22 protein-coding genes and 2 tRNA genes are annotated in these 21,968 nt (G+C 47.5%); 13 read left to right on the top strand and 11 right to left on the bottom strand.

What is annotated here, in order from left to right; all coding sequences use genetic code 11:
* Positions 1 to 11: 11 nt before the first annotated feature.
* The 5 genes from BKE30_RS06760 to BKE30_RS06740 form a co-directional block, all read right to left on the bottom strand.
* Positions 12 to 884 (bottom strand): prepilin peptidase, encoded by an 873-nt coding sequence (locus tag BKE30_RS06760; protein WP_076877845.1) that lies wholly within the window; start codon positions 882 to 884, stop codon positions 12 to 14.
* The gene (locus tag BKE30_RS06755) at positions 884 to 2,110 is read right to left on the bottom strand and encodes a type II secretion system F family protein (protein ID WP_076877844.1); all 1,227 of its coding nucleotides are present in this window, start codon (positions 2,108 to 2,110) and stop codon (positions 884 to 886) included. The genes BKE30_RS06760 and BKE30_RS06755 overlap by 1 nt, the downstream gene beginning before the upstream one ends.
* A gap of 23 nt (positions 2,111 to 2,133) precedes the next feature.
* Positions 2,134 to 3,855 carry a type IV-A pilus assembly ATPase PilB gene (gene pilB / locus BKE30_RS06750; protein ID WP_076877843.1) on the bottom strand — a complete coding sequence of 574 codons (1,722 nt, stop codon included), beginning with the start codon at positions 3,853 to 3,855 and terminating at the stop codon, positions 2,134 to 2,136.
* 100 nt (positions 3,856 to 3,955) lie between these two features.
* On the bottom strand, positions 3,956 to 4,231 hold the full coding sequence (locus BKE30_RS06745) for a DUF1653 domain-containing protein (protein ID WP_076877842.1): 276 nt from the start codon (positions 4,229 to 4,231) through the stop codon (positions 3,956 to 3,958).
* 98 nt (positions 4,232 to 4,329) lie between these two features.
* A complete protein-coding gene (locus BKE30_RS06740) occupies positions 4,330 to 4,797 on the bottom strand; it encodes a DUF4124 domain-containing protein (RefSeq protein WP_076877841.1) in 468 nt (155 codons plus the stop codon).
* A gap of 142 nt (positions 4,798 to 4,939) precedes the next feature.
* Here BKE30_RS06740 and tpiA point away from each other — a divergent pair, with 142 nt between their 5' ends.
* The 8 genes from tpiA to BKE30_RS06700 all read left to right on the top strand — a co-directional run bounded on the left by tpiA (position 4,940) and on the right by BKE30_RS06700 (position 12,094).
* Positions 4,940 to 5,755 carry a triose-phosphate isomerase gene (tpiA, locus tag BKE30_RS06735; RefSeq protein WP_076877840.1) on the top strand — a complete coding sequence of 272 codons (816 nt, stop codon included), beginning with the start codon at positions 4,940 to 4,942 and terminating at the stop codon, positions 5,753 to 5,755.
* A gap of 9 nt (positions 5,756 to 5,764) precedes the next feature.
* On the top strand, positions 5,765 to 6,124 hold the full coding sequence (secG, locus tag BKE30_RS06730; RefSeq protein ID WP_076877839.1) for a preprotein translocase subunit SecG: 360 nt from the start codon (positions 5,765 to 5,767) through the stop codon (positions 6,122 to 6,124).
* 43 nt (positions 6,125 to 6,167) lie between these two features.
* Positions 6,168 to 6,252: transfer RNA gene (locus tag BKE30_RS06725), tRNA-Leu, on the top strand.
* Between the two features lie 116 nt (positions 6,253 to 6,368).
* Positions 6,369 to 6,445, top strand: a tRNA-Met gene (locus tag BKE30_RS06720).
* Between the two features lie 267 nt (positions 6,446 to 6,712).
* On the top strand, positions 6,713 to 7,279 hold the full coding sequence (gene rimP, locus BKE30_RS06715) for a ribosome maturation factor RimP (RefSeq protein WP_076877838.1): 567 nt from the start codon (positions 6,713 to 6,715) through the stop codon (positions 7,277 to 7,279).
* 94 nt (positions 7,280 to 7,373) lie between these two features.
* On the top strand, positions 7,374 to 8,858 hold the full coding sequence (gene nusA / locus BKE30_RS06710; protein ID WP_076877837.1) for a transcription termination factor NusA: 1,485 nt from the start codon (positions 7,374 to 7,376) through the stop codon (positions 8,856 to 8,858).
* 12 nt (positions 8,859 to 8,870) lie between these two features.
* Positions 8,871 to 11,624 carry a translation initiation factor IF-2 gene (infB, locus tag BKE30_RS06705; protein WP_076877836.1) on the top strand — a complete coding sequence of 918 codons (2,754 nt, stop codon included), beginning with the start codon at positions 8,871 to 8,873 and terminating at the stop codon, positions 11,622 to 11,624.
* A complete protein-coding gene (locus BKE30_RS06700) occupies positions 11,624 to 12,094 on the top strand; it encodes a ribosome-binding factor A (RefSeq protein ID WP_076877835.1) in 471 nt (156 codons plus the stop codon). Before infB ends, BKE30_RS06700 begins: the two co-directional genes overlap by 1 nt.
* A gap of 90 nt (positions 12,095 to 12,184) precedes the next feature.
* Here the strand turns inward: BKE30_RS06700 and BKE30_RS06695 are convergent, their stop codons facing one another.
* Positions 12,185 to 12,673, bottom strand: a complete 489-nt coding sequence (locus BKE30_RS06695; RefSeq protein ID WP_076877834.1) for an Hsp20 family protein — start codon at positions 12,671 to 12,673, stop codon at positions 12,185 to 12,187.
* A gap of 288 nt (positions 12,674 to 12,961) precedes the next feature.
* On the opposite strand from BKE30_RS06695, the gene truB reads away from it, so the two are divergent.
* Positions 12,962 to 13,882 (top strand): tRNA pseudouridine(55) synthase TruB, encoded by a 921-nt coding sequence (gene truB / locus BKE30_RS06690; protein ID WP_076877898.1) that lies wholly within the window; start codon positions 12,962 to 12,964, stop codon positions 13,880 to 13,882.
* Positions 13,883 to 13,927: 45 nt separating this feature from the next.
* Here truB and BKE30_RS06685 read toward each other — a convergent pair whose 3' ends face one another.
* Together BKE30_RS06685 and BKE30_RS06680 are read right to left on the bottom strand one after the other, a co-directional pair.
* Positions 13,928 to 14,611: a hypothetical protein gene (locus BKE30_RS06685; protein ID WP_076877833.1), complete on the bottom strand. Its 684-nt coding sequence runs from the start codon at positions 14,609 to 14,611 to the stop codon at positions 13,928 to 13,930.
* Between the two features lie 12 nt (positions 14,612 to 14,623).
* Positions 14,624 to 15,976 (bottom strand): SRPBCC family protein, encoded by a 1,353-nt coding sequence (locus BKE30_RS06680; RefSeq protein ID WP_143253671.1) that lies wholly within the window; start codon positions 15,974 to 15,976, stop codon positions 14,624 to 14,626.
* Between the two features lie 371 nt (positions 15,977 to 16,347).
* Here BKE30_RS06680 and BKE30_RS06675 point away from each other — a divergent pair, with 371 nt between their 5' ends.
* The 4 genes from BKE30_RS06675 (at position 16,348) to BKE30_RS06660 (ending at position 19,584) form a co-directional block, all read left to right on the top strand.
* Positions 16,348 to 17,835 carry a SulP family inorganic anion transporter gene (locus tag BKE30_RS06675; RefSeq protein ID WP_076877831.1) on the top strand — a complete coding sequence of 496 codons (1,488 nt, stop codon included), beginning with the start codon at positions 16,348 to 16,350 and terminating at the stop codon, positions 17,833 to 17,835.
* A 157-nt stretch (positions 17,836 to 17,992) separates the two neighbouring features.
* Complete coding sequence (locus BKE30_RS06670) at positions 17,993 to 18,544, top strand: hypothetical protein (RefSeq protein ID WP_143253670.1); 552 nt, start codon at positions 17,993 to 17,995, stop codon at positions 18,542 to 18,544.
* Complete coding sequence (locus tag BKE30_RS06665; protein ID WP_076877829.1) at positions 18,522 to 18,818, top strand: ribosomal protein L7/L12; 297 nt, start codon at positions 18,522 to 18,524, stop codon at positions 18,816 to 18,818. Before BKE30_RS06670 ends, BKE30_RS06665 begins: the two co-directional genes overlap by 23 nt.
* Positions 18,819 to 18,900: 82 nt before the next feature.
* Positions 18,901 to 19,584 carry a fumarylacetoacetate hydrolase family protein gene (locus BKE30_RS06660; RefSeq protein WP_076877828.1) on the top strand — a complete coding sequence of 228 codons (684 nt, stop codon included), beginning with the start codon at positions 18,901 to 18,903 and terminating at the stop codon, positions 19,582 to 19,584.
* Positions 19,585 to 19,632: 48 nt separating this feature from the next.
* Here BKE30_RS06660 and BKE30_RS06655 read toward each other — a convergent pair whose 3' ends face one another.
* The 3 genes from BKE30_RS06655 to BKE30_RS06645 form a co-directional block, all read right to left on the bottom strand.
* Positions 19,633 to 20,022: a tautomerase family protein gene (locus BKE30_RS06655; protein WP_076877827.1), complete on the bottom strand. Its 390-nt coding sequence runs from the start codon at positions 20,020 to 20,022 to the stop codon at positions 19,633 to 19,635.
* Between the two features lie 89 nt (positions 20,023 to 20,111).
* Positions 20,112 to 20,891: a hydroxypyruvate isomerase family protein gene (locus tag BKE30_RS06650; RefSeq protein WP_076877826.1), complete on the bottom strand. Its 780-nt coding sequence runs from the start codon at positions 20,889 to 20,891 to the stop codon at positions 20,112 to 20,114.
* Between the two features lie 33 nt (positions 20,892 to 20,924).
* Entirely contained in the window at positions 20,925 to 21,794 is an 870-nt protein-coding gene (locus tag BKE30_RS06645) for an NAD(P)-dependent oxidoreductase (protein WP_076877825.1), read from the bottom strand.
* Positions 21,795 to 21,968: the final 174 nt, after the last annotated feature.

Here is a 21,968-nt window from a genome sequence, read left to right as displayed (position 1 = left end):
TTATGAGATTTTTAACCATTGCCCAGATATATGGTCATTAACTGGTTGCCCCAGATTAATGCAATCCACCCTGCAATTGCCAGATAAGGCCCAAAAGCAAATGGCTGATTTTCCTTGCGTATTTTAAGTAAAATAATTCCAATAATTGCCCCTACCAACGAGGATAGGAGAATAATCAGTGGCAACATCAGTGGCCCTAACCATGCGCCTAAAGCGGCCAATAGCTTAAAATCCCCATAGCCCATGCCTTCCTTACCAGTGACCAGTTTAAAAATAATATAAACCAGCCAGAGCGACATGAAACCAATCACGTAGCCCCAGATAGACTGGGTAGGGGAAACAAACAGACTTTGGGTATTAACTAGCAGTCCTAAGCCTGCCAGAGGTAAAGTCAGGCTATCTGGTAACAGCTGGGTATCAAAATCAATTCCGGTTAGTGCAATAAGAACCCAGGTTAAAACCAGCGCTACCAGCATTTTCAGGCTAGGCCCAAAAACCAGTACCACTGCAATAGATGCGAGCATGGTTAGCAATTCAACCAGGGGATAGCGAATACTAATTTGATGTCCACAGCTTGAACACCTACCGCGTAATATTAGCCAGCTTAGCAGGGGTATATTTTCGTACCAGCGGATTTTATGCTGGCAATGGGGACAGGCTGAAGCAGGTTTACTTAATGTCAGAACAGGTGATTCACTAGGTGTATTACTGCCTAAACCATCATTTAATAGCATGGCGCATTCATAGCGCCACTCCTGTTCCATCATTTTTGGCATGCGATAAATGACCACATTTAAAAAGCTGCCAACGCATACACCCAAAATTGCAATGACGGTAATTAATAACCAGGGCATTGTGGATAACAGTTGTAGAAAATCCTGCATTAAACCACCGAACCCATCTGGAAAATTGGCAAGTACATGGCAACCACCAAACCACCTACCAGCACACCCAGAATGGCCATAATCAATGGTTCCATCATACTGGTTAAGCCATCTACGGCATTATCCACTTCATTTTCAAAATGGGTGGCTACCTTTTCCAGCATGGCATCCAAAGCACCGGATTCTTCACCAATTGCCACCATTTGTACGGCCATGGATGGAAAGCGGTCAGTACTACGCATGGCAAACTGTAATTGCTGACCTGTGGATACATCTTCACGAATACGCATCACCGCATCATAATAAATCACATTATTGGTAGCACCGGCTGTTGATTCCAGGGCATCAATTAGAGGTACACCAGCAGCAAAGGTGGTTGCTAGGGTACGACTATAACGGGCAATAATGGCTTTATACACCAGATCACCAAAAATCGGTGCTTTTAATGCCGCTCGGTCCAGAAAGTCACGAAACGCTTTACTGCGTTTTTTTGCTTCGATAAAGGCACCAATTGTCATACCAATGACAGCAATTAAAATGTACCAGTAGGATTGCATCCAGTTAGACATATTGACCACCATTTGGGTAAATGCTGGTAAGTCGGCACCAAAAGAACTAAACAAATCTTTAAAAACTGGAACTACTTTCACCATCAAAATAATAGTGACAATCAAAGCTACAACAATAACCGTCATTGGATATTTCATAGCTTTTTTAATTTTTTGTTTTAATAGTTCACTTTTTTCCTTATAAATAGCAACTCGATCCAGCATGGTTTCCAGTGCACCGGACTGCTCGCCTGAACCCACCAGCGAACAAAATAAATCATCAAAATATTGCGGATATTTACGTAATGCACCAGCAAAGCTATTACCACCTTCCACTTCAGCTTTAATACCGAGGACTACTTCACGCATGGCTGGATTTTCCAGCCCTTCTGCAACAATCTCAAAAGATTGCACTAAAGGAACACCTGCTTTCATCATGGTCGCTAATTGGCGAGTAAAAATAGTGATATCCAGCGTTTTAACTTTCTTTTTGCTTAAAAAAGCTAAAAGATCTTTTTTCTTTTGGTAAATTTTAGCAACTGTAATTCCTTGCTTACGCAAGGTAACTTTAGCCAACGCCATGTTTTTGCTAGGTATTTCACCTTTAACCTTTTGCCCACGCCGGTCTACGCCTTCATAAACAAAATTGGGTGTAAGTTCAGCTTTTTTGGTTGCCATGATTATTATCGTCCCTATTGATTTTATTCGCTGGTTACCCGGTTAATTTCTTGCAAACTGGTCATGCCTTGCATAACTTTTCTCAAACCTGAGCGACGCAAGTTGGCAAAACCCGCTCGATGCGAGGCGTCAGCAATTTCAATGGCATTTCCATCTTCCATAATAATGCGGGCAATTTCCGAAGTTACTTTCATCACTTCATAAATCCCTACACGCCCCTTATAGCCATCACGGCATTCGCTACAGCCCATAGGCTGGTATACGGTAAAACCTGTGGCAACATCCTCATCTGTAAAGCCCATTTCCTTAAGGCTCTGGGGTGGGATATCAACCGGTTTTTTGCAGCTATTACAAAGGCGACGTGCAAGGCGCTGGGCAATAACCAGATTGACTGACGTTGCAATATTAAATGATGGAACACCCATATTGCGCAGGCGGGTCAAGGTTTCAGGGGCACTATTGGTGTGCAGGGTTGACAGTACCATGTGGCCAGTTTGCGCGGCTTTAATGGCAATTTCTGCTGTTTCGAGGTCCCGGATCTCACCTACCATGATGATATCCGGATCCTGACGTAAAAATGACTTGAGCGCGCTGGCAAAGGTTAAGCCCACTTTGGGATTAACGTTCACCTGATTAATCCCTTCAAGGTTAATTTCTACCGGATCTTCTGCTGTTGAAATATTATTTTCAACGGTATTGAGGATATTAAGACCGGTATACAGCGATACCGTTTTACCTGAACCTGTCGGGCCTGTAATCAACAACATGCCCTGTGGTTTATCCAGTGCATCCATGAACAGGGCTTTCTGCTCAGGCTCATAGCCTAGGGCATCAATCCCCAGCATGGCACTTGAAGGATCCAGAATACGCAGTACCAGTTTCTCGCCAAAGAGAGTAGGCAGTGAATTTACACGAAAATCAATGGCTTTGGTCTTGGAGATTTTAAGCTTGATGCGGCCATCTTGCGGAACCCGTTTTTCAGAAATGTCCATTTGTGACATGACTTTTAAACGTGCTGCGAGCCGTGTGGCAATTTGTACTGGCGGCTTGGCAACTTCGCGCATTACACCGTCAACCCGGTAGCGTACCCGGTAGGTTTTTTCATAAGGTTCAAAATGTAAATCGGATGCGCCCATACGAATGGCATCAATCAGCAATTTATTCACAAACTTGACAATGGGTGCTTCATCGACAACAGGTCCATCATCGTCATCTTTACTACTCTGACTGCCAACCGAGTCAGTTTCAAGGTCAAAATCCATGCCATCATCGCCAAAGTTGGCAAAATTACTGGCACCGGCATAGAGCTTTTCAATCATGCGTTGAAGCTTGTCTTCTTCAACAACAACAGTATCTACCATTAGTTTGCTATTAAAACGAATGGCGTCAATCGCTTCAACACGGGTAGGGTCGCTCATGGCAACCGACAGACGATTGCCACGCTTGAAGATCGGTAGCGCAGCAAACTGGCGAATAATTTTTTCTTCGACAATATCACGTGGAATGGCGTCATTATCCAGCGCATCAAGGTCAAACAGCGGGTCACCAAATTCCTGAGCAATAATGTTGGCAATCTGACTGGCAGAAACGCCAATATTGCTAACTAATGTGGTAACCAGTGTGGTTTTGTCACGTTGTGACTCACTAATCGCCCGCTGCATATTGATAGGAGTGACAACGCCATCATTAACCAGACGTCGCGCCAGACCACCAAATGATATCGTCGCTGTTTGTTCAGCAGCCATGAACATCCCACCTCAACAGATATGCTGTCATATATGATACGTTGACCATCCCTGATAATTAAACACTATAACTCAGGCACTCAATCAGTACAATCGACTGTTAAAGCCTGTTTAAATCCGGACTTGTGAACTCGGTAGCAATTTCCAGAGCAAAGCGCGGTACAGCCAGCCCATTTTCAAGGCTTACTGATTCAATAAACATGGCTAATGGTCTTACCCACAGCGAAAATTCGCCATATAAACAGCGATATACCACTTGCCATTCTTCGGTTTCACTATGTCGGGCACAGTATAGCACTTGATAGCGCTGACCTTTGTAATGCCGGTAAATCCCTGCTGGCACTAGTGTCTGGGTTGACGTGTCTTTAGATAACATATGCGGTCTTGACTCTTAAATTTCAATTCATCAAATCTGATGACCAGATTCTAGTATTTTAACCCTGAATAGGACGTGTTATAAAAATTTAATTGCTGTTATGAGTTGCCATAATATTGTCCAGCAATACATTCATGTTCATAACGTGCGGTGAGTGTCTTAAAGTATTCTGCCTTTTTGCCCTTGGATTTACGATTAGAGGTGGTCTGGTCATACAGCTGCTGGCGTAACTGGTCACAATGATTGCTCTGAGTCGTGGTCGTTGAGCTTGTTGCCCGTTTTTTGATTGTTTTTCTGGATTTTTTCCCTTTTGGGTCTGCTGTCTTGAGGTCAGTCGGCTGGTCATTTTTAATAATGGAAATAGGGGTAGTGACTAACACTGGCTTACTGTTGTGTCCCTTGGCTGCTGCATGATCGCCAAAATGCCACTGGCCTGCACTATCTTGCCAGCGTTGCACTGTTTCAGCCATCAGGCTGGTTGAAAATAGCAGGGCAAAAGCCAGCGTAAAATAAACAAGCCTTGTAAATACAGCGGTTAACAGGGTTAAAAAACTGGAACTTCTCATTGATGCTGTACAGCTGGTTATAACTGCACACACATGAAGTTTAAACGCAGGATTTAAGGATATTAATTTTGGCATCATTAAAATAGTCTATAGTTTTAAGTTAGAATGCGCGTAGTTTTACTAAATTGGATTAATCTTGTCTATGCCGAGCAGCAAGCCAAAGCCCTGGGTGATTGGAAACTGGAAAATGAATCCGGAAACCCCAATGGCACAACAACAACTAACCCAACAATTAATCGACCAGATTATTCATGATCCGGCTTCTGATATGGGGGCGACAACCCTTAATCTGGCTGTTGCGCCTACCTTTTTGCATCTTTTAATGGTTCAACAGCAACTTCAGCAGGCAAAAAGCCCGGTGCAGGTGGTGGCGCAGGATGTTTCCCGCTTTGCAGGCACAGGGGCTTATACTGGTGATGTTTCAGCGCAGTTACTGGCCAGTGCCGGGATTACTATAACACTGATTGGTCATTCCGAGCGTCGCAGCCTGTATGCAGAAGGGGCAGTTGTTTTACGGGAAAAACTGCAAGCGGCGGTTAAGGCAGGTCTGGATATTGTTTTCTGTATTGGTGAGACGCTAAGTGAGCGTGAAGCCGGACAGGCCGAACAGGTCGTTTTGCAGCAAATTGCTGAGGTGTTTGACAGTGTTTCCCTGCAGGACTGGCAGCAACATCTGATTATTGCTTATGAACCGGTGTGGGCAATTGGTACCGGTAAAACAGCCAGTCCGGACGATGCAGAAAGCATGCATGCTGCGATCCGTACCGGCTTAAAAAAATATCATCCATCGCTTGTTGATGTACCGATACTTTACGGCGGCAGTGTAAAACCTGATAATGCTGCATCTTTGGCCGCCTGTGCTAACATAAATGGTGCACTGGTCGGTGGCGCATCACTGGATGCAGGTTCATTTATTAAAATTGCCCAGGCTTTTAGCCACAACTGCAAGGCCGGGTAGGAGAACGTAGTGGAAACGCTTGTATTGGTGGTTCATATTCTGGTTGCCCTTGGCATGATTGGCCTGATCCTGATTCAGCAGGGTAAAGGTGCAGAAGCAGGGGCATCATTTGGTGGGGGTGGTGCAGCTACGGTATTTGGTGCTTCTGGCGGTGCCAATTTTTTAACTCGCGCCACAGCGGTGCTGGTTGCAATTTTCTTTATTACCAGCGTAACACTGGCCATTTTTGCAAAACATAATGTGTCTAAGCTGTATGAACTGCCGGGTAGCCAAACTTTACCAGCCCCAACATTACCCACGGATTCAGCCAAACCAGTGGTTGAAAGTTCGTCAATCAATACGACAGGCTCGCAAACCCCGGCAAATTAGGCTTCCTTTTTATTTTGAGGTCGCATAGAATGGCTGCCTTGCTGCGGGGGTGGTGGAATTGGTAGACACGCTACCTTGAGGTGGTAGTGCCTAACGGCGTGAGAGTTCGAGTCTCTTCCCTCGTACCATGTATTTATTTGATTTATATTAATATATGGTGAATAGCAAGTAGTGCGCTGTTGGTGGTTTCTTAAAATTAACCATTGACAAAAGCGAAGGCTGGTATATAATACCTGCCTGTTGATGCGGGATGGAGCAGTCTGGTAGCTCGTCGGGCTCATAACCCGAAGGTCGTTGGTTCAAATCCAGCTCCCGCTACCATATTTAAAAAGGGCTCACATGGTGGGCCTTTTTGTTCAGTACCATAAATATGTTTGGGCAATAAACAATCAGGTTTATAGGTATTGATAAAGTGGGCGATGTCGCCCATTTTTTATTTGTCATGTAGCCCAACGGTGATGGATAAGCGAAAACATCAATTGCTGCCGCGGCCTGAAAATTTCCTAAAATCAGGTGTGGCGCATGTACGCTTGCATCGACTTCTGATGACCCATCAAGTTTCTAACCTACCTGTTTTAAAGAAGATAAATGAAGTTTTCTGCAAAAACTCAAGCCTTGTATGATTTGATTGCGCCTGCTGTGGCAGCCTGTGGTGTTGAGCTGTGGGGCATTGAATTTCTGCCGCAAGGCAAACGCTCGCTGTTACGTATTTATATTGATAAGCCTGAAAATCAGGACGACACTATTGCGGCTGAACAGGCTGTGGTGTCCACTGAATCAACGGATGATTTAGCTTCTGCTGTTGAAGAAGAAGCTGATGATGACGTTGGTCGTGGCATTGGTGTTCAGGACTGTGTTCAGGTTACCCATCAGGTCAGTGGGGTATTGGATGTGCATGATCCCATTTCTGGGGAATATGCCTTGGAAGTATCCTCTCCTGGCTGGGATCGTCCGTTTTTCAGCCTGTTACAAATGCAGCCTTATACCGGGCAGAAAATTGCGCTGCGCTTAATTGGTGCTGTTGCAAACCGCCGCAAGATGACCGCCACGCTGCTTGAGGTGACGGATCAGGATATTGTGGTGGAATTAGAAGATCAGCGTTTAACTATTGATGGCGATAATATTGATAAAGCCAATCTGGTTTATGAGGATTAATCATCCGCAATTCATGTGAGTGAAGTAAGCCGCCTTTAGGATGAGCAAAAGCGAACTGATTTATAACAGGTTTAATTGATTAAAAGGTGACATCATGAGTCGCGAAATTCTTACCGTTGTTGAAACGGTTAGTAATGAAAAAGGTGTACCCCGCGAAGCAATTTTCCAGGCGCTGGAACAGGCGCTGGTTGCGGCAACCAAAAAGAAATTTTATGAAGGCACAGTGGACGAAGAAGCACAGTTGCGTGTTGCCATTGACCGTAAAACCGGAGACTACGAAACTTTCCGTCAGTGGGAAGTGGTGGCGGATGAAGACCATGAAATGCCAGCGTGTCAGGATGCGATTAGCGACCTGGACCCCAATGAGTGGCAACTGGGCGATATCCGTGAACAACAGGTTCAGTCCATCGACTTTGGCCGTATTGCTGCGCAGATTGCCAAGCAGGTTATTGTACAGAAAATCCGTGAAGCCGAGCGGGCAATGGTTGCTGACCAGTATGCATCCCGTGTTGGCGAGCTGATTTACGGTGAAGTGAAAAAGCAGACCAAAGACGGCTTTATTATTGATCTGGGTGACAATGCTGAGGGTTATCTGGCCCGTGAGGAAATGTTGCCTAAGGAATTGCTGCGCCCCAAACAGCGCATCAATGCTATTTTGTATAATGTAAACCGCGAAGGCCGTGGCGCCCAGCTCTTGTTATCGCGTTCACGTCCGGAAATGCTAATTGCGTTAATGCGCAAGGAAGTGCCCGAGATTAGTGAAGAAATTATTGAAATCAAGACTGCAGCGCGTCAGCCGGGTGTACGTGCCAAGATTGCCGTAAAAACCAATGACCATCGTATTGATCCGGTGGGTGCTTGTATTGGGATGCGCGGCACGCGTATTCAGGCAGTACAGCAGGAACTAAATGGCGAGCGTATTGATGTGGTGGTGTGGTCGGATGATCCGGCGCAGTACATTGCCAGCGCACTTGAGCCTGCGGATGTGTCCAGTATTGTGCTGGATGAGGATGCCAGAAGTGCTGACATTATTTTTGCAACCAGTGACCAGTTGGCGCGTGCCATTGGTTCACAGGGCCAGAATGTACGTCTTGCCTCTGAATTGACTGGCTACAAGCTGGACATGATGCTGGAAGATGAATATCGCGAGCGTCAGGCTTCAGAAGCACAGCAGTACATTGACATGTTTGTACAGCGTCTGGAACTGGATGAAGACTTGGCAAATGCACTGGTGGACATGGGCTTTACTTCCATTGATGAAGTGGCTTATGTGCCTGCAGAAACGTTTGACGAGATCGAACTTGATGAAGATACGGTACAGCTTTTACAAAGCCGTGCCAAGGAAGTAGCCATCGCTGATGCCCTGTTGCAACAGGAAAGCATTCAGGATCCAAGCGAAGAGCTGCTGAATATGGAAGGCATGACCCGCGAGCTGGCATTTGCGCTGGCTGCACGTGGGGTGGTCACAGTAGATGATTTGGCCGATCAGGCAATAGATGATATTGCCGATATAGAAGGCCTGGATCCCCAAAGGGCTGGTCATTTAATTATGAAAGCCCGTGAATCATGGTTTAATTAGGGGTAGAGCATTATGACGGACAAAACCGTAAAAGAATTGGCAAAAAATGTGGGGCGTCCAGTCGAGAAGCTGCTTGAGCAATTGACAGAAGCGGGCTTGCCAGGCCGCAATGCAGACGCCATTATTTCTGAATCAGAGCAAGAACAGCTGGTCGCTTATTTAAAACGTTCCCATGGTCAGGCGCCGGCCAATAGCAACATTACATTAAAGCGCAAAACCACCAGTACGGCCAAGGTTGCCAGTACCAGTGGCAAGGCAAAAACCATTAATGTTGAAGTGCGCAAAAAACATACGTTTGTAAAGCCTGACCCAGCAGCGCTGGCAGCCGAAGCCAAAGCCAAGTCTGAAGCCGCTGACAAGGCGCGTGCGGACATGGTTGCACGCGAAAATGCTCAAAGCCAGTCGCGTGTAGAAGCTGATGCCCGTCAAAAGGCCACACTGGATGCCATGCGCGCAGCGCACCAGCCAGAAGCCAAATCCGGTGGCAGTGCCAAAACCGAAGTGGTGGTCAGAAAGCGCAATGGTGATGCCATTGTTGCTAGTCCTGCTAAAGCACCTGCCAAGCCTGAAGGTCGTAAGGCCGAGCCACGTAAACCTGAGGTTCGTGGCAAGTCAGAAACGCCGGAAGAGAAAAAAGCACGTGAAGTGGAAGAAGCACGCCTAAAAGCTACGGAAGAAGCGGCACGTCGTGCAGCGGCTGAAGAAGCGCAAAAGCGTACGCTGGAACAAATGCGTCAGATGGCGACCAAATATGCCAGTGATGACATTAGCATTAAGGTAGTAGAAGACAATACGCCATTGGCGGCAGGTCTTGTTGGCCGTGCTTATGAAGAATCCTTTGACAAGGAAAACCGTGAAATCAAGCGCGGTGGTGCTACAGCAAATACGCGCAGTAGTAAAACCCGTGGCAAGAGCCGTGGTCAGGAAGAGCAAAGCTTCCAGCCCAACAAGCGCGGCTTGAAAACCAGCCAGTCCAATAAACATGGTTTTGAAAAGCCGGTTGAAAAGCAGATTTATGATGTGCAAATTGGTGAAACCATTGTGGTTGCCGATTTAGCACAAAAAATGGCACTCAAAGTGCGGGAAGTTATCAAAACCCTGATGAAAATGGGTGAGATGGTCACCCAGAACCAGGCCATTGATCAGTCTACTGCGGCGCTGGTGGTTGAGGAAATGGGCCATAATCCTGTGCTGGTTAGTGATACCGCCATGGAAGACAACCTGATGGAAGCTGCTAAAAAGGATCGTGGTGCTGAAAAGACCCGTCCACCAGTAGTCACCATTATGGGTCACGTTGACCATGGTAAAACTTCCCTGCTGGATTACATCCGTCGCTCCAAAGTGGCGGCTGGTGAAGCAGGCGGGATTACCCAGCACATTGGGGCTTATCATGTAGAAACTGATAAAGGTATTATTACTTTCCTTGATACACCGGGCCATGCGGCATTTACTGCCATGCGTGCACGTGGTGCCAAGGCAACCGATATTGTGGTGCTGGTGGTTGCAGCCGATGATGGCGTAATGCCACAAACGGCTGAAGCCATTGACCATGCCCGTGCCGCCGGAACGCCAATCATTGTTGCTATCAACAAGATGGACAAGGAAAGTGCCGATCCGGATCGCGTCCTGAACGAACTGACTGCCAAGCAGATCGTGCCTGAAAAATGGGGTGGTGATGTACCGGTAGCATTGGTATCTGCCCATAGTGGACAAGGTATTGATGAATTGCTGGACCTGATTTCCATTCAGGCTGAATTGCTGGAACTGACCGCATCTGATGAGGGTGCAGCGCAGGGCGTAGTGATTGAAGCCCGTGTAGACAAGGGTCGTGGAGCTGTTACCAGTATTCTGGTACAAAAAGGTACGCTGAATGTAGGTGATCTGGTCTTGGCCGGTGCATCTTATGGTCGTGTACGTGCCATGAATGATGAAAATGGTAAGCCGATTAAATCTGCTGGCCCATCAATTCCAGTGGAAATTCTGGGTCTGCCAGAAGCACCCAATGCCGGTGATGAAGTGCTGGTGGTCAGTGACGAGAAAAAAGCCCGTGAAGTGGCTGATTTCCGTGGTGACCGTGAGCGTCATAAGCGCCTTGAGCGTGCCAGCGCCATGCGTCTGGAAAATATCATGGCGTCTATGGGCAAGAAAGATGTCCCAACCGTCAATTTGGTATTGAAAACCGATGTGCGCGGTACACTGGAAGCCATTAGTGCAGCCTTGAATGACCTGTCTATTGATGATGTGCATGTTCGCATTATTAGCTCTGGCGTTGGTGCAATTACCGAGTCTGATGTGGCACTGGCTGAATCGTCTGATGCTGTGTTACTGGGCTTTAACGTACGTGCCGATGGTGCAGCGCGCATCAAGTGTGATCAGGATGGTGTAGATTTACGTTATTACAGCGTAATTTACGAAATGATCGACGACGTGAAAGCAGCCATGAGTGGCAAGCTGGCGCCGGAACATCGTGAAACTATTCTGGGCGTAGCGCAGGTTCGTCAGGTATTCCGTTCCAGCAAGTTTGGTGCAGCAGCAGGCTGTATGGTGATGGAAGGAACGATCTATCGCAATAAGCCAATCCGCGTACTGCGTAATGACGTGGTGGTATTCCAGGGTGAACTGGAATCACTGCGTCGTCATAAAGATGATGTGAACGACGTGCGTGCAGGGATTGAATGTGGTCTGGCTGTAAAAGGCTACAACGACATTCAGGAACTGGACAAGATTGAAGTGTACGACGTTCAACAAATTGCACGGAGTCTTTAATGGCGGGTAGCCAACGACTGAAACGCATGGGTGATCAGGTACAGCGCGAGCTGTCTGACCTGATCCGCTCAGAGTTAAAAGACCCCCGCTTGGGTGGTCTGGTGACCATTTCTGGCATTAAGGTAAGTCCGGATATGGGTTATGCCGATGTGTATGTAACGGTAATGGGGCGTGAGCTCAACAATGACCAGAATGCACAGGCCCATAAGGATACGCTTGACGTCCTGAATGGTGCTGCTGGCTTTCTGCGTCAGGAACTGGGCCGTCGAATCAAGACCCGGATTACCCCGCGCCTGCGTTTTCATTATGACAACGTAACCGCGCATGGGAATTACATGATGGATCTGATTGCCAAGGCTGTACATGACACCCCAGTTCAGGGTCAGCCAGTAAATGATGATGAATCAGAAGGTACTGGACAAGACAGCACTGCACAAACCAATACTGGATCAGATCATACTGACAAGTAAGTCTGCTGTGCTGCATGGGTTGTTACAGCATGCTCACCAACAAAAAAGCCACGGATAACCGTGGCTTTTTTGCATCTAATGGATGACTAATTATTGGTCGCCAGAATCAGTGCCAGAAGCAGGCTGGGCATGTTCCAGCGTTTGCTGTCTACCAGTGCTGCCCTGAATGGCAATTGTGCGTGGTAGCTTTTCTTCGGGAATCACCCGGCGTAAATCCACCTTGAGCAATCCATCTTCGTAAGCAGCCTGTTGCACCTCAATGTACTCATCCAGTCGTAGCGACAGCTTGAAGGAGCGCTGGGCAATACCCTTATGCAGGAAAGCAACCTCATTATCCTGCGTTTTGCTCATTGGCTTGCCAGAAATAGTCAGCACACTGTTGTCCAGATTAATATCCAGTTCATTCTGGCTAAAGCCCGCTGTAGCTACCACAATGCGGTATTCATTCTCGCCATGTTTTTCAATGTTGTAGGGCGGATAGTTGGGTGCTTCGCTTTGCATGGCATATTCAAACAAATCGTTAAGTCGATCAAAGCCAATGCTACGGCGAAATAAAGGATTTAGGCTTAAAGTAGTCATGACAAAAACCTCCTGAATTCATCAGCAAAGTAAGGTTAACACTGTTCTTCGATAAGCCATCAAGACCCGCTAAGCAGCATCCTGATGTCGAAATGAGATTCTCATTTCTAAAAATAAAATAGGTTTTGCTAGCAAATTTTCAAGGGAAAAATTTAAAATTTTCTAATAATGGCTGTGCATTAATTAACCAAAAAATTAAGTCCTAAAAATGCATGGATAGCAACTCTGCATCCTTAAGCTGACTTTGCTAGAATGCACACTGATATTTGCCTAAAAATTGTATTGTCCATGAATCAGCCTCGCCAAAAAATCCAGCGCCGTCCGGTTAACGGTATTATTTTACTCAACAAACCGCTGGGCATTAGTTCCAATGCGGCATTGCAAAAAGTCCGCTGGATTTTCAGGGCGCAAAAAGGCGGGCACACAGGGGCACTTGATCCACTGGCTACCGGCTTGCTACCAATTTGTCTGGGCGAGGCTACCAAGTTTTCCCATTACCTGCTGGACGCCGACAAAACCTATCAGACCACCATTCAACTGGGTGCAACCACCACAACGGCAGATGCAGAAGGGGAAATTGTTGAACAGTTTGCTATTCCTGCCTTGTCAAATGCCTTGATTGAGCAGGCGCTATCGGGTTTGCGTGGCGATATTATGCAGGTGCCGCCCATGTATTCAGCCTTAAAAAAAGATGGCAGACCCTTGTATGAGCTGGCGCGTGCCGGCATTGAAATTGAGCGGCCCGCGCGTCCTGTGACAATTTATCAGCTTGAATTACTGGGCTTTACTGAAGATACCATCAGCCTGCAAGTCCGTTGTAGCAAGGGCACTTATATTCGTACGCTGGCTGAGGATATTGGCAAGGCGCTGGGTTCCGGTGCGTATGTTAAAACCCTGCATCGTACCCAAACCGGGCATTTTACGCTGGATGAAGGCCCAGATCGTAACGGCATCAGCATTGAGTATCTGGAAAGCCTGACCGAACAGCAACGGGATGATTTATTGCTGCCGGTGTATGAGTCGATTCGTGATTTTCCACGGGTGCAGCTGGATCATGGCGAAGATTTTTATTTTTGTCGTGGACAAGCGGTGATGATTGACAGTATGCCAGCGGGTGAAGCACTGGTGTTTGCGCATGCGCGTTTTCTGGGCTTGGGTGTGGTTAATGATGAGCGACAGCTACAGCCAAAACGGGTGGTAAATCTCTAGGGCAATATTATTTCTCAAAAGCCTGTTTGTAAAAATCAGGCTGCTTTAAATGGTCCACTGGTCATGCACAATGCCCACCAGATACCAGCGACCCTGATAAGGCTGGAATACCAGAATCAGGCTGCTCCAGTCCAGCGGCTGGCCAGTTGTTGCAGGGCGATGATATTCCACCATCATGCTGCCGGGATAAAACGGCTTGATAGTATTTAGGCTATTGCCGCGTTGTGTGGGCTGATTAACAATTTGCTGGGTTCTGGAGCTGGTATAGTCATGGCTAAAGATAAATTTTTGCCAATAGCCGTTAAAGGTTAATTGAATCGGTTCACCTGAGCCATCAAAAGTTCCCCAGTGATAAATGGTCTGATCGGTAGAGAGTTGAGCCAGCTGTGATGGCAAAAAGCGTAAGTCTTGAACACTGACATGCACATAAGGACTAAAGCGGATGCCCTGCTGTGGATGAACGAAACTGGCCAGTGATGGCATGTTTTTTTGCTGTAACAGTTGCAAAATGGTCTGGCTGAGCTGCTGGGGCTGTGTCTGCTGTAATGCTGGGTTTATAGATTTAGGATTGGCAGTTGATTGATTGTTAGATAAATTTTTGGCATTGGCAGGATAGCCAGCAGGCTCAGGTATACCATGGTCAGTCTGGCGAGGTGTCAGGGAACAGCCAGCAAGCAGGCTGCTACCCACAATGATCACCAGACTACCCAATGGAAAATGAGCACGCATCATTTGCTCCTGTCAGGAATTCTTGCTGTTGCTGAGATACTGATTGGCTTTATAAATAAATACTGGTGCGCCACCCACGGTTGGCAACAGGTCTGAATAAGGCAGTGATTTGCCAATTTTTAATAAAAATGGCGCGTTATCACCAATTTTGCCGGCGCTGGTCATACTCAAGAATGTCTGCTGATTGGAAAGCGGGCTAAACTGCATTTGTCCCTGCATGTATTCAATATCACCGCCATTGGCCTGATAGTACAGCTTGTTTTGTGGTTCGTTGTAATAGCGCAGGTTGATTCTGAACGGAATGGCAATCACACCAAGGCCAACTTTAACCATGACTTCTGCTTCAGAAGCTTGTTTGCTGAGTGGTTTAACTTGTACTTTGCTAACCTGACGGAACATATTCTTAAAGTTGGCAGGTGAACCCAAAACCTGCGTACTGCGTGCCGCTGGCGCTTTTAGCGTGGCATAGGTGCTAACAAATTGCAGTGATTCTGCCCGGTTGCTATAGGGCATGTTGACCGGGCGGTGAATAAACATCACCGGATTGCCAGAGCGGGCATTGAGTTGCTGTACCAGCTGGATTTCATCCTGTTGCAGTTTTTTGTAGGGAAGCTGGCGCGGCCCTTGCGTTGGCAATTTGCCATCTGGGGAAAACTTGCGCTTGAGGGTTTCCAGCACAAAGGTATCTACACTTTGCGGAATACCCTGCTTGATTTCTGGAATGGCTTTTAAAATGGTACTGACCAGAAAACCCTTGGGCTTATCCAGATCGCCCCACTGGGTGAGCGTAACCAGCGTGTGGTTGCTATCTACCGGGAACCACTCAAACTTGCCCGTACCATACTGGATCGGTGAATCCACAATCAGGGTCTGAATACTGTTGCCACTGACCTGATGCTGCATGACTACATCTTCATTAAAGCTGAGTACCGGAATGGGTACAGGCACATGAATACGGTATTTCATCTGGGTAATATTCCCCGATTGTTCCAGCAAGGTGGCTTTGGTCAGGGTTGGAAACAGCCCGGCATAGCCTGAATACTGGGACAGTAACTGTTTAACCTGTTCCGGCTTGGCAGGCACAATAATAGCAGCCGAGCTAAAGCGTACATTGTTATAGTGCAGGGTGCCTTTTTTGCTGGCAAGGTTTAGCGACTGGGAGGGATGGCTATACACCATGATGTCGTTGTCCACCAGCCGGGCAAGTTGCGCTGCATTACCGGCAAATGGTTTGGTGGCCGAAGGCACATTGTCCTGCCAGTTGATTATGGCAGCGTGGCTGGTAGTGGCATACATTAGGGCAGCGCTACTCACCAATAGGCCCAGACCAATCATTGGTGAGGCTTTTTTTATCGTATTCTTCATGTGATATCCTAATCGACGTGATTCATGGACTGTTATTCTAGAGCAATATCGTGCAGAAAAACGGCAGAATTATGCTAGAATCCGTTCACATTTGTTGGTAAGACCTGCTTTGAAAGAATTGCACTACAAAGCGGCTGTTCATTTCTGTTTACTGTACCATCCTGACTGATAAAAAATAAAAGTGGTTTACGGTTTGTTCAGCGCCTGAACCAAGCCTTCTTTGCCTTGTCGGGTTTTTGGTCGCAATAGCTTCAGCCCCATTGACGATCGCTGCTGCTCAGGCCTGATGCCAGTCATTGCATGCTTGGGCTACCAGCCCTTATTGCCAAGGTCTAACCAATGTGTAAGCCAATCCCTGCCGAGTTTTTAATATGCTTGCTTCCATTCACCAGCAATGGTTTTCCAATGTACGTGCCGATGTGTTATCGGGCATGGTGGTGGCACTGGCGCTGATTCCAGAAGCCATTGCTTTTTCCATTATTGCCGGGGTTGATCCCAAAATTGGCTTATATGCCTCGTTTTCAATGGCCGTGGTGATTGCATTTTTTGGCGGACGTCTTGCCATGATTTCAGCAGCAACCGGCGCCATGGCACTGCTGATGGTCACACTGGTGAAAGAACATGGCCTGCAATACTTGCTGGCTGCAACCCTGCTCACGGGCGTAATTCAAATTATTGCCGGGTTTTTAAAGCTGGGTTCACTGATGCGCTTTGTATCACGCTCGGTGATTGTGGGTTTTGTTAATGCGCTGGCCATCCTGATTTTTATGGCGCAGTTGCCGCATCTGGTCAATGTGACGTGGCATGTCTATGCCCTCACTGCTGCGGGTTTAGCCATTATTTACCTATTTCCCTATGTGCCTAAAATTGGCCGTATTATTCCGTCACCATTGCTGTGCATTCTGGCTATTACCGCGTTTAGCGTGCTGATGGGCTGGCAGGTGAGTACGGTCGGTGACATGGGCGACTTACCCAACACCTTGCCGGTCTTTTTATGGCCACAGGTGCCGTTGAATCTGGACACCCTGCTTATTATCTTGCCCTATTCAGTGGGACTGGCAGCCGTAGGGCTGCTGGAATCGCTCATGACCGCAACCATCGTGGACGACATGACCGATACCAGCAGTGATAAAAACCGTGAATGCAAAGGGCAGGGCGTTGCCAATATTGCCACCGGCCTGCTGGGTGGCATGGCGGGTTGTGCCATGATTGGCCAGTCGGTGATTAACGTTAAATCCGGCGGACGCACACGCTTGTCCACTTTTCTGGCGGGTTTGCTGCTGCTGGTCATGGTGGTGTTTTTGAGTGACTGGATTAAGATTATTCCCATGGCGGCACTGGTGGCTGTGATGGTCATGGTGTCCATTAGTACCTTTAACTGGCAGTCTATTGCCCGCATCCGCCAGTATCCACTGTCCAGTAATATTGTCATGCTGGTAACTGTGGCCGTGGTGGTGGCAACCCATAATCTGGCACTGGGTGTTTTTTCTGGTGTACTGCTGGCTTCGGTGTTTTTTGCCAACAAGATTGGTCATTTTATGGCGGTCCATAGCCAGCTGGATGCCTCTAACGAGTGCCGCACCTATACCGTTACGGGTCAGGTATTTTTTGCCTCCAGCCATTCGTTTGTCCAGTCGTTTGATTTTAATGAAAACCTGCCCTGTATCATCATTGATGTACAACAGGCACATTTTTGGGATGTGACGGCGGTGGCGGCATTGGACAAAGTGGTGTTCAAGTTGCGCAAGCAGGGCAGTGTGGTTGACGTAATTGGCCTGAATGAGGCTAGCGCCACCATTGTTGACCGTTTTGGCGAGCATCACAAAACCGACAAGGTGGATGATGTCATTTTACATTAAGGCTGCATTAAGACTGTTCCTTTAGGATGTCAAAAACGATTGGCATGGTTAAGCCAGTTATTTGCTTTATTATCAGTTTATTAGGGCTTGCCAGCATCTGTTTTGATGGTTAGGGCTTGGTTAGGATTTTGCTTGTTCAATACAGGGCATGAAGTTTATGCATGCAACAGAAAAACCGCTTATTTCATTGCGTTACACCCTAAGCCTGCCAGAAGCGCAAGAAGGGTTTCGCCTGGCAACCCGGCAGCGCAAGGGCTATGCCCGTTTTGTGATGGCGCTCGCCTGCGTATTAATTATGGCATGGGGGTTCTGGCTGGGCTTTGAGGATAAGGGCCGCTATTTTGTTATTCTCGGTGCATTTTTCTTTTTGTCACAGGCAACACTGCACTATGGCGTAATGCCATGGTTATTTAAGCGCCAGTATCATAAGCATCAGGTGGGCAGCGTAATGCAGGGTATTGATGTGTATGCCAGCAAGGTTACATTGTATCATGGGCCGGAAATCAGGCAGGACAGGCAAAGTTTTAATTTGCATGAGGTGAAGAGCCTGCGTAAAGGTACGTTCAGCTATGTATTGGTGTTTGAGCTGGGCATGATGTGTATGGTGCCGTGCCGTAGTGTAGAACAGGTAGATGCTACGGCTTTATTTGAACAAATTTTATTAAAACAGTCAGGGAGTACAGCATATGACAACACTTCAATCCGGTAACCGTCAATCAGGCAATGGCCCCCAACTACCAGCATCAGCCATTGCTGCCCTAAGCCGTGGCCGCAGGATTGAAGCCATCAAGATGGTGCGCAAGCAAACCGGCTTGGGTTTAAAAGAAAGCAAGGAGCTGATAGAAGCCTATGAACAACAGCATCCACAGTCTGCACTAGTTACGCCCGTAGGCATTACTGCCAGCAAAAGCCGCCATAGCCTAACAGTGGGCATACTGGTTTTACTGCTGGTGGCCCTAATGCTGGGACTGATGTTTTTCTAAATATGAATTTTTGGGCCGCATGGCTATCCATGTCACGCATAGCCGATTACACTGACACAGTTTAAAGCCGCAGGACACTGTGATGAATCCGCTCAACACCCAATCAACCGCTCATTCAAATAGCCAGTCAAATTTCCAACTACCCAGCAAGATTGTTTGTGTGGGCCGTAACTATGCCGAGCATGCCCGTGAACTGGGCAATGATGTGCCGGAAACCCCGGTGCTGTTTTTAAAGCCGCCCAGCAGTGTGATTGGACTGGAGCAAGGCATTGCATGGAACAGGGAACTGGGTGAATGCCACTTTGAGTGTGAATTGTCCATCCGCATTGGCCAGCGCCTGAAAAATGCAACAGCCGAGCAGGCACAGGCTGCCATTGCTGGCGTTACCTTGGGTTTGGACTTAACCCTGCGCGACCTGCAAAACCAGCTTAAAAATAAAGGCCAGCCGTGGGAACGTGCCAAGGCATTTGATGGGGCCTGCGTGCTGGGCCAGTGGCTGGCACCCGATATGCTGTGTGACCTTGGCAAAACCACCTTTGAACTGAGCGTTAATGATGACGTGCGCCAGCAGGGCAATACGGCTGACATGCTGTTTGGCGTGGTGGCGTTGCTGGTGGATATCAGTCGGGTGTTTACGCTGGAAGCCGGTGATGTGGTAATGACCGGAACACCGGCTGGCGTGGCAGCGCTGGAGTCCGGTGACCAGCTTAAAATGACCTTGCATACCGTACTGGGCGGCGTGACGTGGCAAACTTTTGTAGCTTAACATTGCTTAATGAATCAGCCGGGCCGTGCGCTGTTTGAATTTAAACCTCTAGACTTCTACTTTGTAAGTCAGGCTGAGTTCATCACCGCATTGCCCGCGAATGCCCCAGTGGTGCCGTGGCGTTTCAATAATGGTTATTTCTACATCCTGCGGCGCAATACCGCACTGCTGCTGGATATTGCTAAACAGTTGCTGGATAAAAGCTTTTTTGCTGGCAATGCTGCGACCTTCAAACATACAAATTTCAATAATGGTGTATTGCAGGCTGCGATCATCAGGAAAAATAAAGTCTTCCGGCGCTAACTGCATAAAGCGCTGAAATTTCTTTTCTGCCGGATAGTTCAGGGCACTAACCAGCGCGCTATGAATCGCTGCTGATAGCGTTTGCCGATGCTGGCTAATGGTAGTTGCCAAGGCATAAATCTTGATTTGAGCCATATTGTGATTCACATTTTTGGTTGTTAAGTTTTTAGATTTTTTTAGGTAAAACAGGCTTGATCCAGTTTAATGAAAGTTGCCCTTAGCCCTTACTGTACAAAGGGTTTATACCAGTGCAGGCTGTCGATGGTGATGCCGGATGGCCGGTATTCAGCTCCGGTATAGCCAAAATAACTGGAGTTCTGGATAAACTCAAAAATGGCACTAAAGTTGATTTCACCCGTACCAGGCTCATGACGGTTGGGATAATCCGCAAACTGGATATGCCCAATATGGTACAGGTTTTCCTGTAGGCTTTGCAGGATGGGCTCATGCATCATGGCCAGATGGTAGCAATCAAACTGTATTTTCAGGGCAGGGTGGTTGACAGCTTCCAGCATTTCCTGTGCCTGTGCCACGGTTTGGATTAAAAAGCGCGGCATATCAATGCCATTAATAATCTCAAATACCGGCGTAATACCTGCCTTGCTCATCTCGGCACAGGCAAAACGCAGGTTTTTGGCCATGGTTTCAAGGCAGGGCAGCAAATCGGCATGTACCGACTGGCGACCGGCCAGAATATTCACACAAGGGACATTGAGCGCCGTGGCATAACGGATGGCCTGAAATACCGCCTGCCGGAATTCATGCTCACGGCCCGGTACGCAGGCCAGTCCGTCACCGCCCTGCATCAGGTCGCCTGCAGGCACATTGATGAGTACCAGTTGCTGCTGATGCTGTTGCAACTGCTGGTTAAGATCATCAATGGCAAGTTCATAGGGAAACTGGATTTCTACTGCATCAAACCCATACTGCTTGGCCAGTGCAAACCGCTCGATGAGGGGCACTTCGGTAAACAGCAGCGATAAATTGGCAGAAAAATGCAGCATGGACTAAAACCTGTTCAGGAACCTGTATACGAACTAACGTGACATGGTGTGCAGCAAAATGATACTGGATAAATCATCATCACTATGCCCGTCTTGCTGGTGTTTTTCAAGCCGGGAAAGTGCCGTGGTAGCCACCGGAATGCTTAACTGATGATACCGCGCCAGATGCAGCGCATTATTTAAATCCTTGGCGAGCGTTTGTACTTTCCATTGTACCGGTGTAAATGACTGCGTTGCCATGCGTGGGGCTAAGATCTGCAAGGGTTTGGAGTCGGCAAAACCCCCGGCCAGCGCTGGCGCCAGTAAGGTGGTATCTACCCCGGCGCGTCTGGCCAACTCCACGGCTTCACTAATTAAGATACTGCTGGCGGCAACAATTAACTGGTTACAAATTTTGGTGGCCTGACCCGTGCCAGTACCGCCCATATAAGTCACGCGCTGCGACAGCGGAGAAAATACCGGTTGCATGGTATCTACCTGTCGCTGGTCGCCGCCAGCAAAAATCACCAGTGTGCCCGTTTCAGCACCCATAACGCCACCAGACACCGGCGCATCAATCCATGCCACCTTTTTACTGGCAGCCTGACTGGCCAGTTGTACCGTCATTTCAACCGATAAACTGGAAAAATCAATAATCACCTGACCACTGCGCAAGTTGGGTAGCAACTGCTGGACAACGCTCTGCACTGCCTGATCATCGGCCAGACACAGCATGATGAGGTCTACTGTGCTGGCTTGATCAAATGAAAATGCATTGGCACCCGCTTGTAGTAATGGCGCGCAAGCAGCAGGTGTGCGATTCCAGACTGAAACTTGAAAACCCGCATCCAGCAAGCGCTTGGCCATGCGCGTACCCATCAGACCCATGCCAAGAAAGGCAATTTTTAAATGAAAGATATTCAAATTTAGATCTCATAGAACATTAAAAAATATTACACCAAAAATTTAGAAGATTAGACTTATTATGTTAATCTGGAATACTAATACAACCTAATAGAATAATTTACTAATTAATTTAAAAAAAATTTAAGTTTTTGCATTAATGTTGTTAAGTGAGAAGTAAAAATTTCTCTAGGT

Source organism: Alkanindiges hydrocarboniclasticus (assembly GCF_001982605.1).
In the GTDB taxonomy this organism is placed as follows: domain Bacteria; phylum Pseudomonadota; class Gammaproteobacteria; order Pseudomonadales; family Moraxellaceae; genus Alkanindiges; species Alkanindiges hydrocarboniclasticus.
This window is presented reverse-complemented; position numbering and strand designations above follow the sequence as displayed.

Excerpts from the sequence above, each read along its gene's own strand:
- BKE30_RS06655 (WP_076877827.1), bottom strand. The coding sequence starts at position 20,022 with ATGGCTCAAATCAAGATTTATGCCTTGGCAACTACCATTAGCCAGCAT.
- BKE30_RS06685 (WP_076877833.1), bottom strand. The coding sequence starts at position 14,611 with ATGCGTGCTCATTTTCCATTGGGTAGTCTGGTGATCATTGTGGGTAGC.
- BKE30_RS06650 (WP_076877826.1), bottom strand. The coding sequence starts at position 20,891 with ATGCTGCATTTTTCTGCCAATTTATCGCTGCTGTTTACCGAAGTGCCC.
- BKE30_RS06680 (WP_143253671.1), bottom strand. The coding sequence starts at position 15,976 with ATGAAGAATACGATAAAAAAAGCCTCACCAATGATTGGTCTGGGCCTA.
- tpiA (WP_076877840.1), top strand. The coding sequence starts at position 4,940 with ATGCCGAGCAGCAAGCCAAAGCCCTGGGTGATTGGAAACTGGAAAATG.
- BKE30_RS06695 (WP_076877834.1), bottom strand. The coding sequence starts at position 12,673 with ATGACTACTTTAAGCCTAAATCCTTTATTTCGCCGTAGCATTGGCTTT.
- BKE30_RS06670 (WP_143253670.1), top strand. The coding sequence starts at position 17,993 with ATGCATGCAACAGAAAAACCGCTTATTTCATTGCGTTACACCCTAAGC.
- rimP (WP_076877838.1), top strand. The coding sequence starts at position 6,713 with ATGAAGTTTTCTGCAAAAACTCAAGCCTTGTATGATTTGATTGCGCCT.
- nusA (WP_076877837.1), top strand. The coding sequence starts at position 7,374 with ATGAGTCGCGAAATTCTTACCGTTGTTGAAACGGTTAGTAATGAAAAA.
- infB (WP_076877836.1), top strand. The coding sequence starts at position 8,871 with ATGACGGACAAAACCGTAAAAGAATTGGCAAAAAATGTGGGGCGTCCA.
- truB (WP_076877898.1), top strand. The coding sequence starts at position 12,962 with ATGAATCAGCCTCGCCAAAAAATCCAGCGCCGTCCGGTTAACGGTATT.
- BKE30_RS06700 (WP_076877835.1), top strand. The coding sequence starts at position 11,624 with ATGGCGGGTAGCCAACGACTGAAACGCATGGGTGATCAGGTACAGCGC.
- BKE30_RS06745 (WP_076877842.1), bottom strand. The coding sequence starts at position 4,231 with ATGTTATCTAAAGACACGTCAACCCAGACACTAGTGCCAGCAGGGATT.
- BKE30_RS06675 (WP_076877831.1), top strand. The coding sequence starts at position 16,348 with ATGCTTGCTTCCATTCACCAGCAATGGTTTTCCAATGTACGTGCCGAT.
- pilB (WP_076877843.1), bottom strand. The coding sequence starts at position 3,855 with ATGGCTGCTGAACAAACAGCGACGATATCATTTGGTGGTCTGGCGCGA.
- BKE30_RS06665 (WP_076877829.1), top strand. The coding sequence starts at position 18,522 with ATGACAACACTTCAATCCGGTAACCGTCAATCAGGCAATGGCCCCCAA.
- BKE30_RS06755 (WP_076877844.1), bottom strand. The coding sequence starts at position 2,110 with ATGGCAACCAAAAAAGCTGAACTTACACCCAATTTTGTTTATGAAGGC.
- BKE30_RS06740 (WP_076877841.1), bottom strand. The coding sequence starts at position 4,797 with ATGAGAAGTTCCAGTTTTTTAACCCTGTTAACCGCTGTATTTACAAGG.
- BKE30_RS06660 (WP_076877828.1), top strand. The coding sequence starts at position 18,901 with ATGAATCCGCTCAACACCCAATCAACCGCTCATTCAAATAGCCAGTCA.
- BKE30_RS06760 (WP_076877845.1), bottom strand. The coding sequence starts at position 884 with ATGCAGGATTTTCTACAACTGTTATCCACAATGCCCTGGTTATTAATT.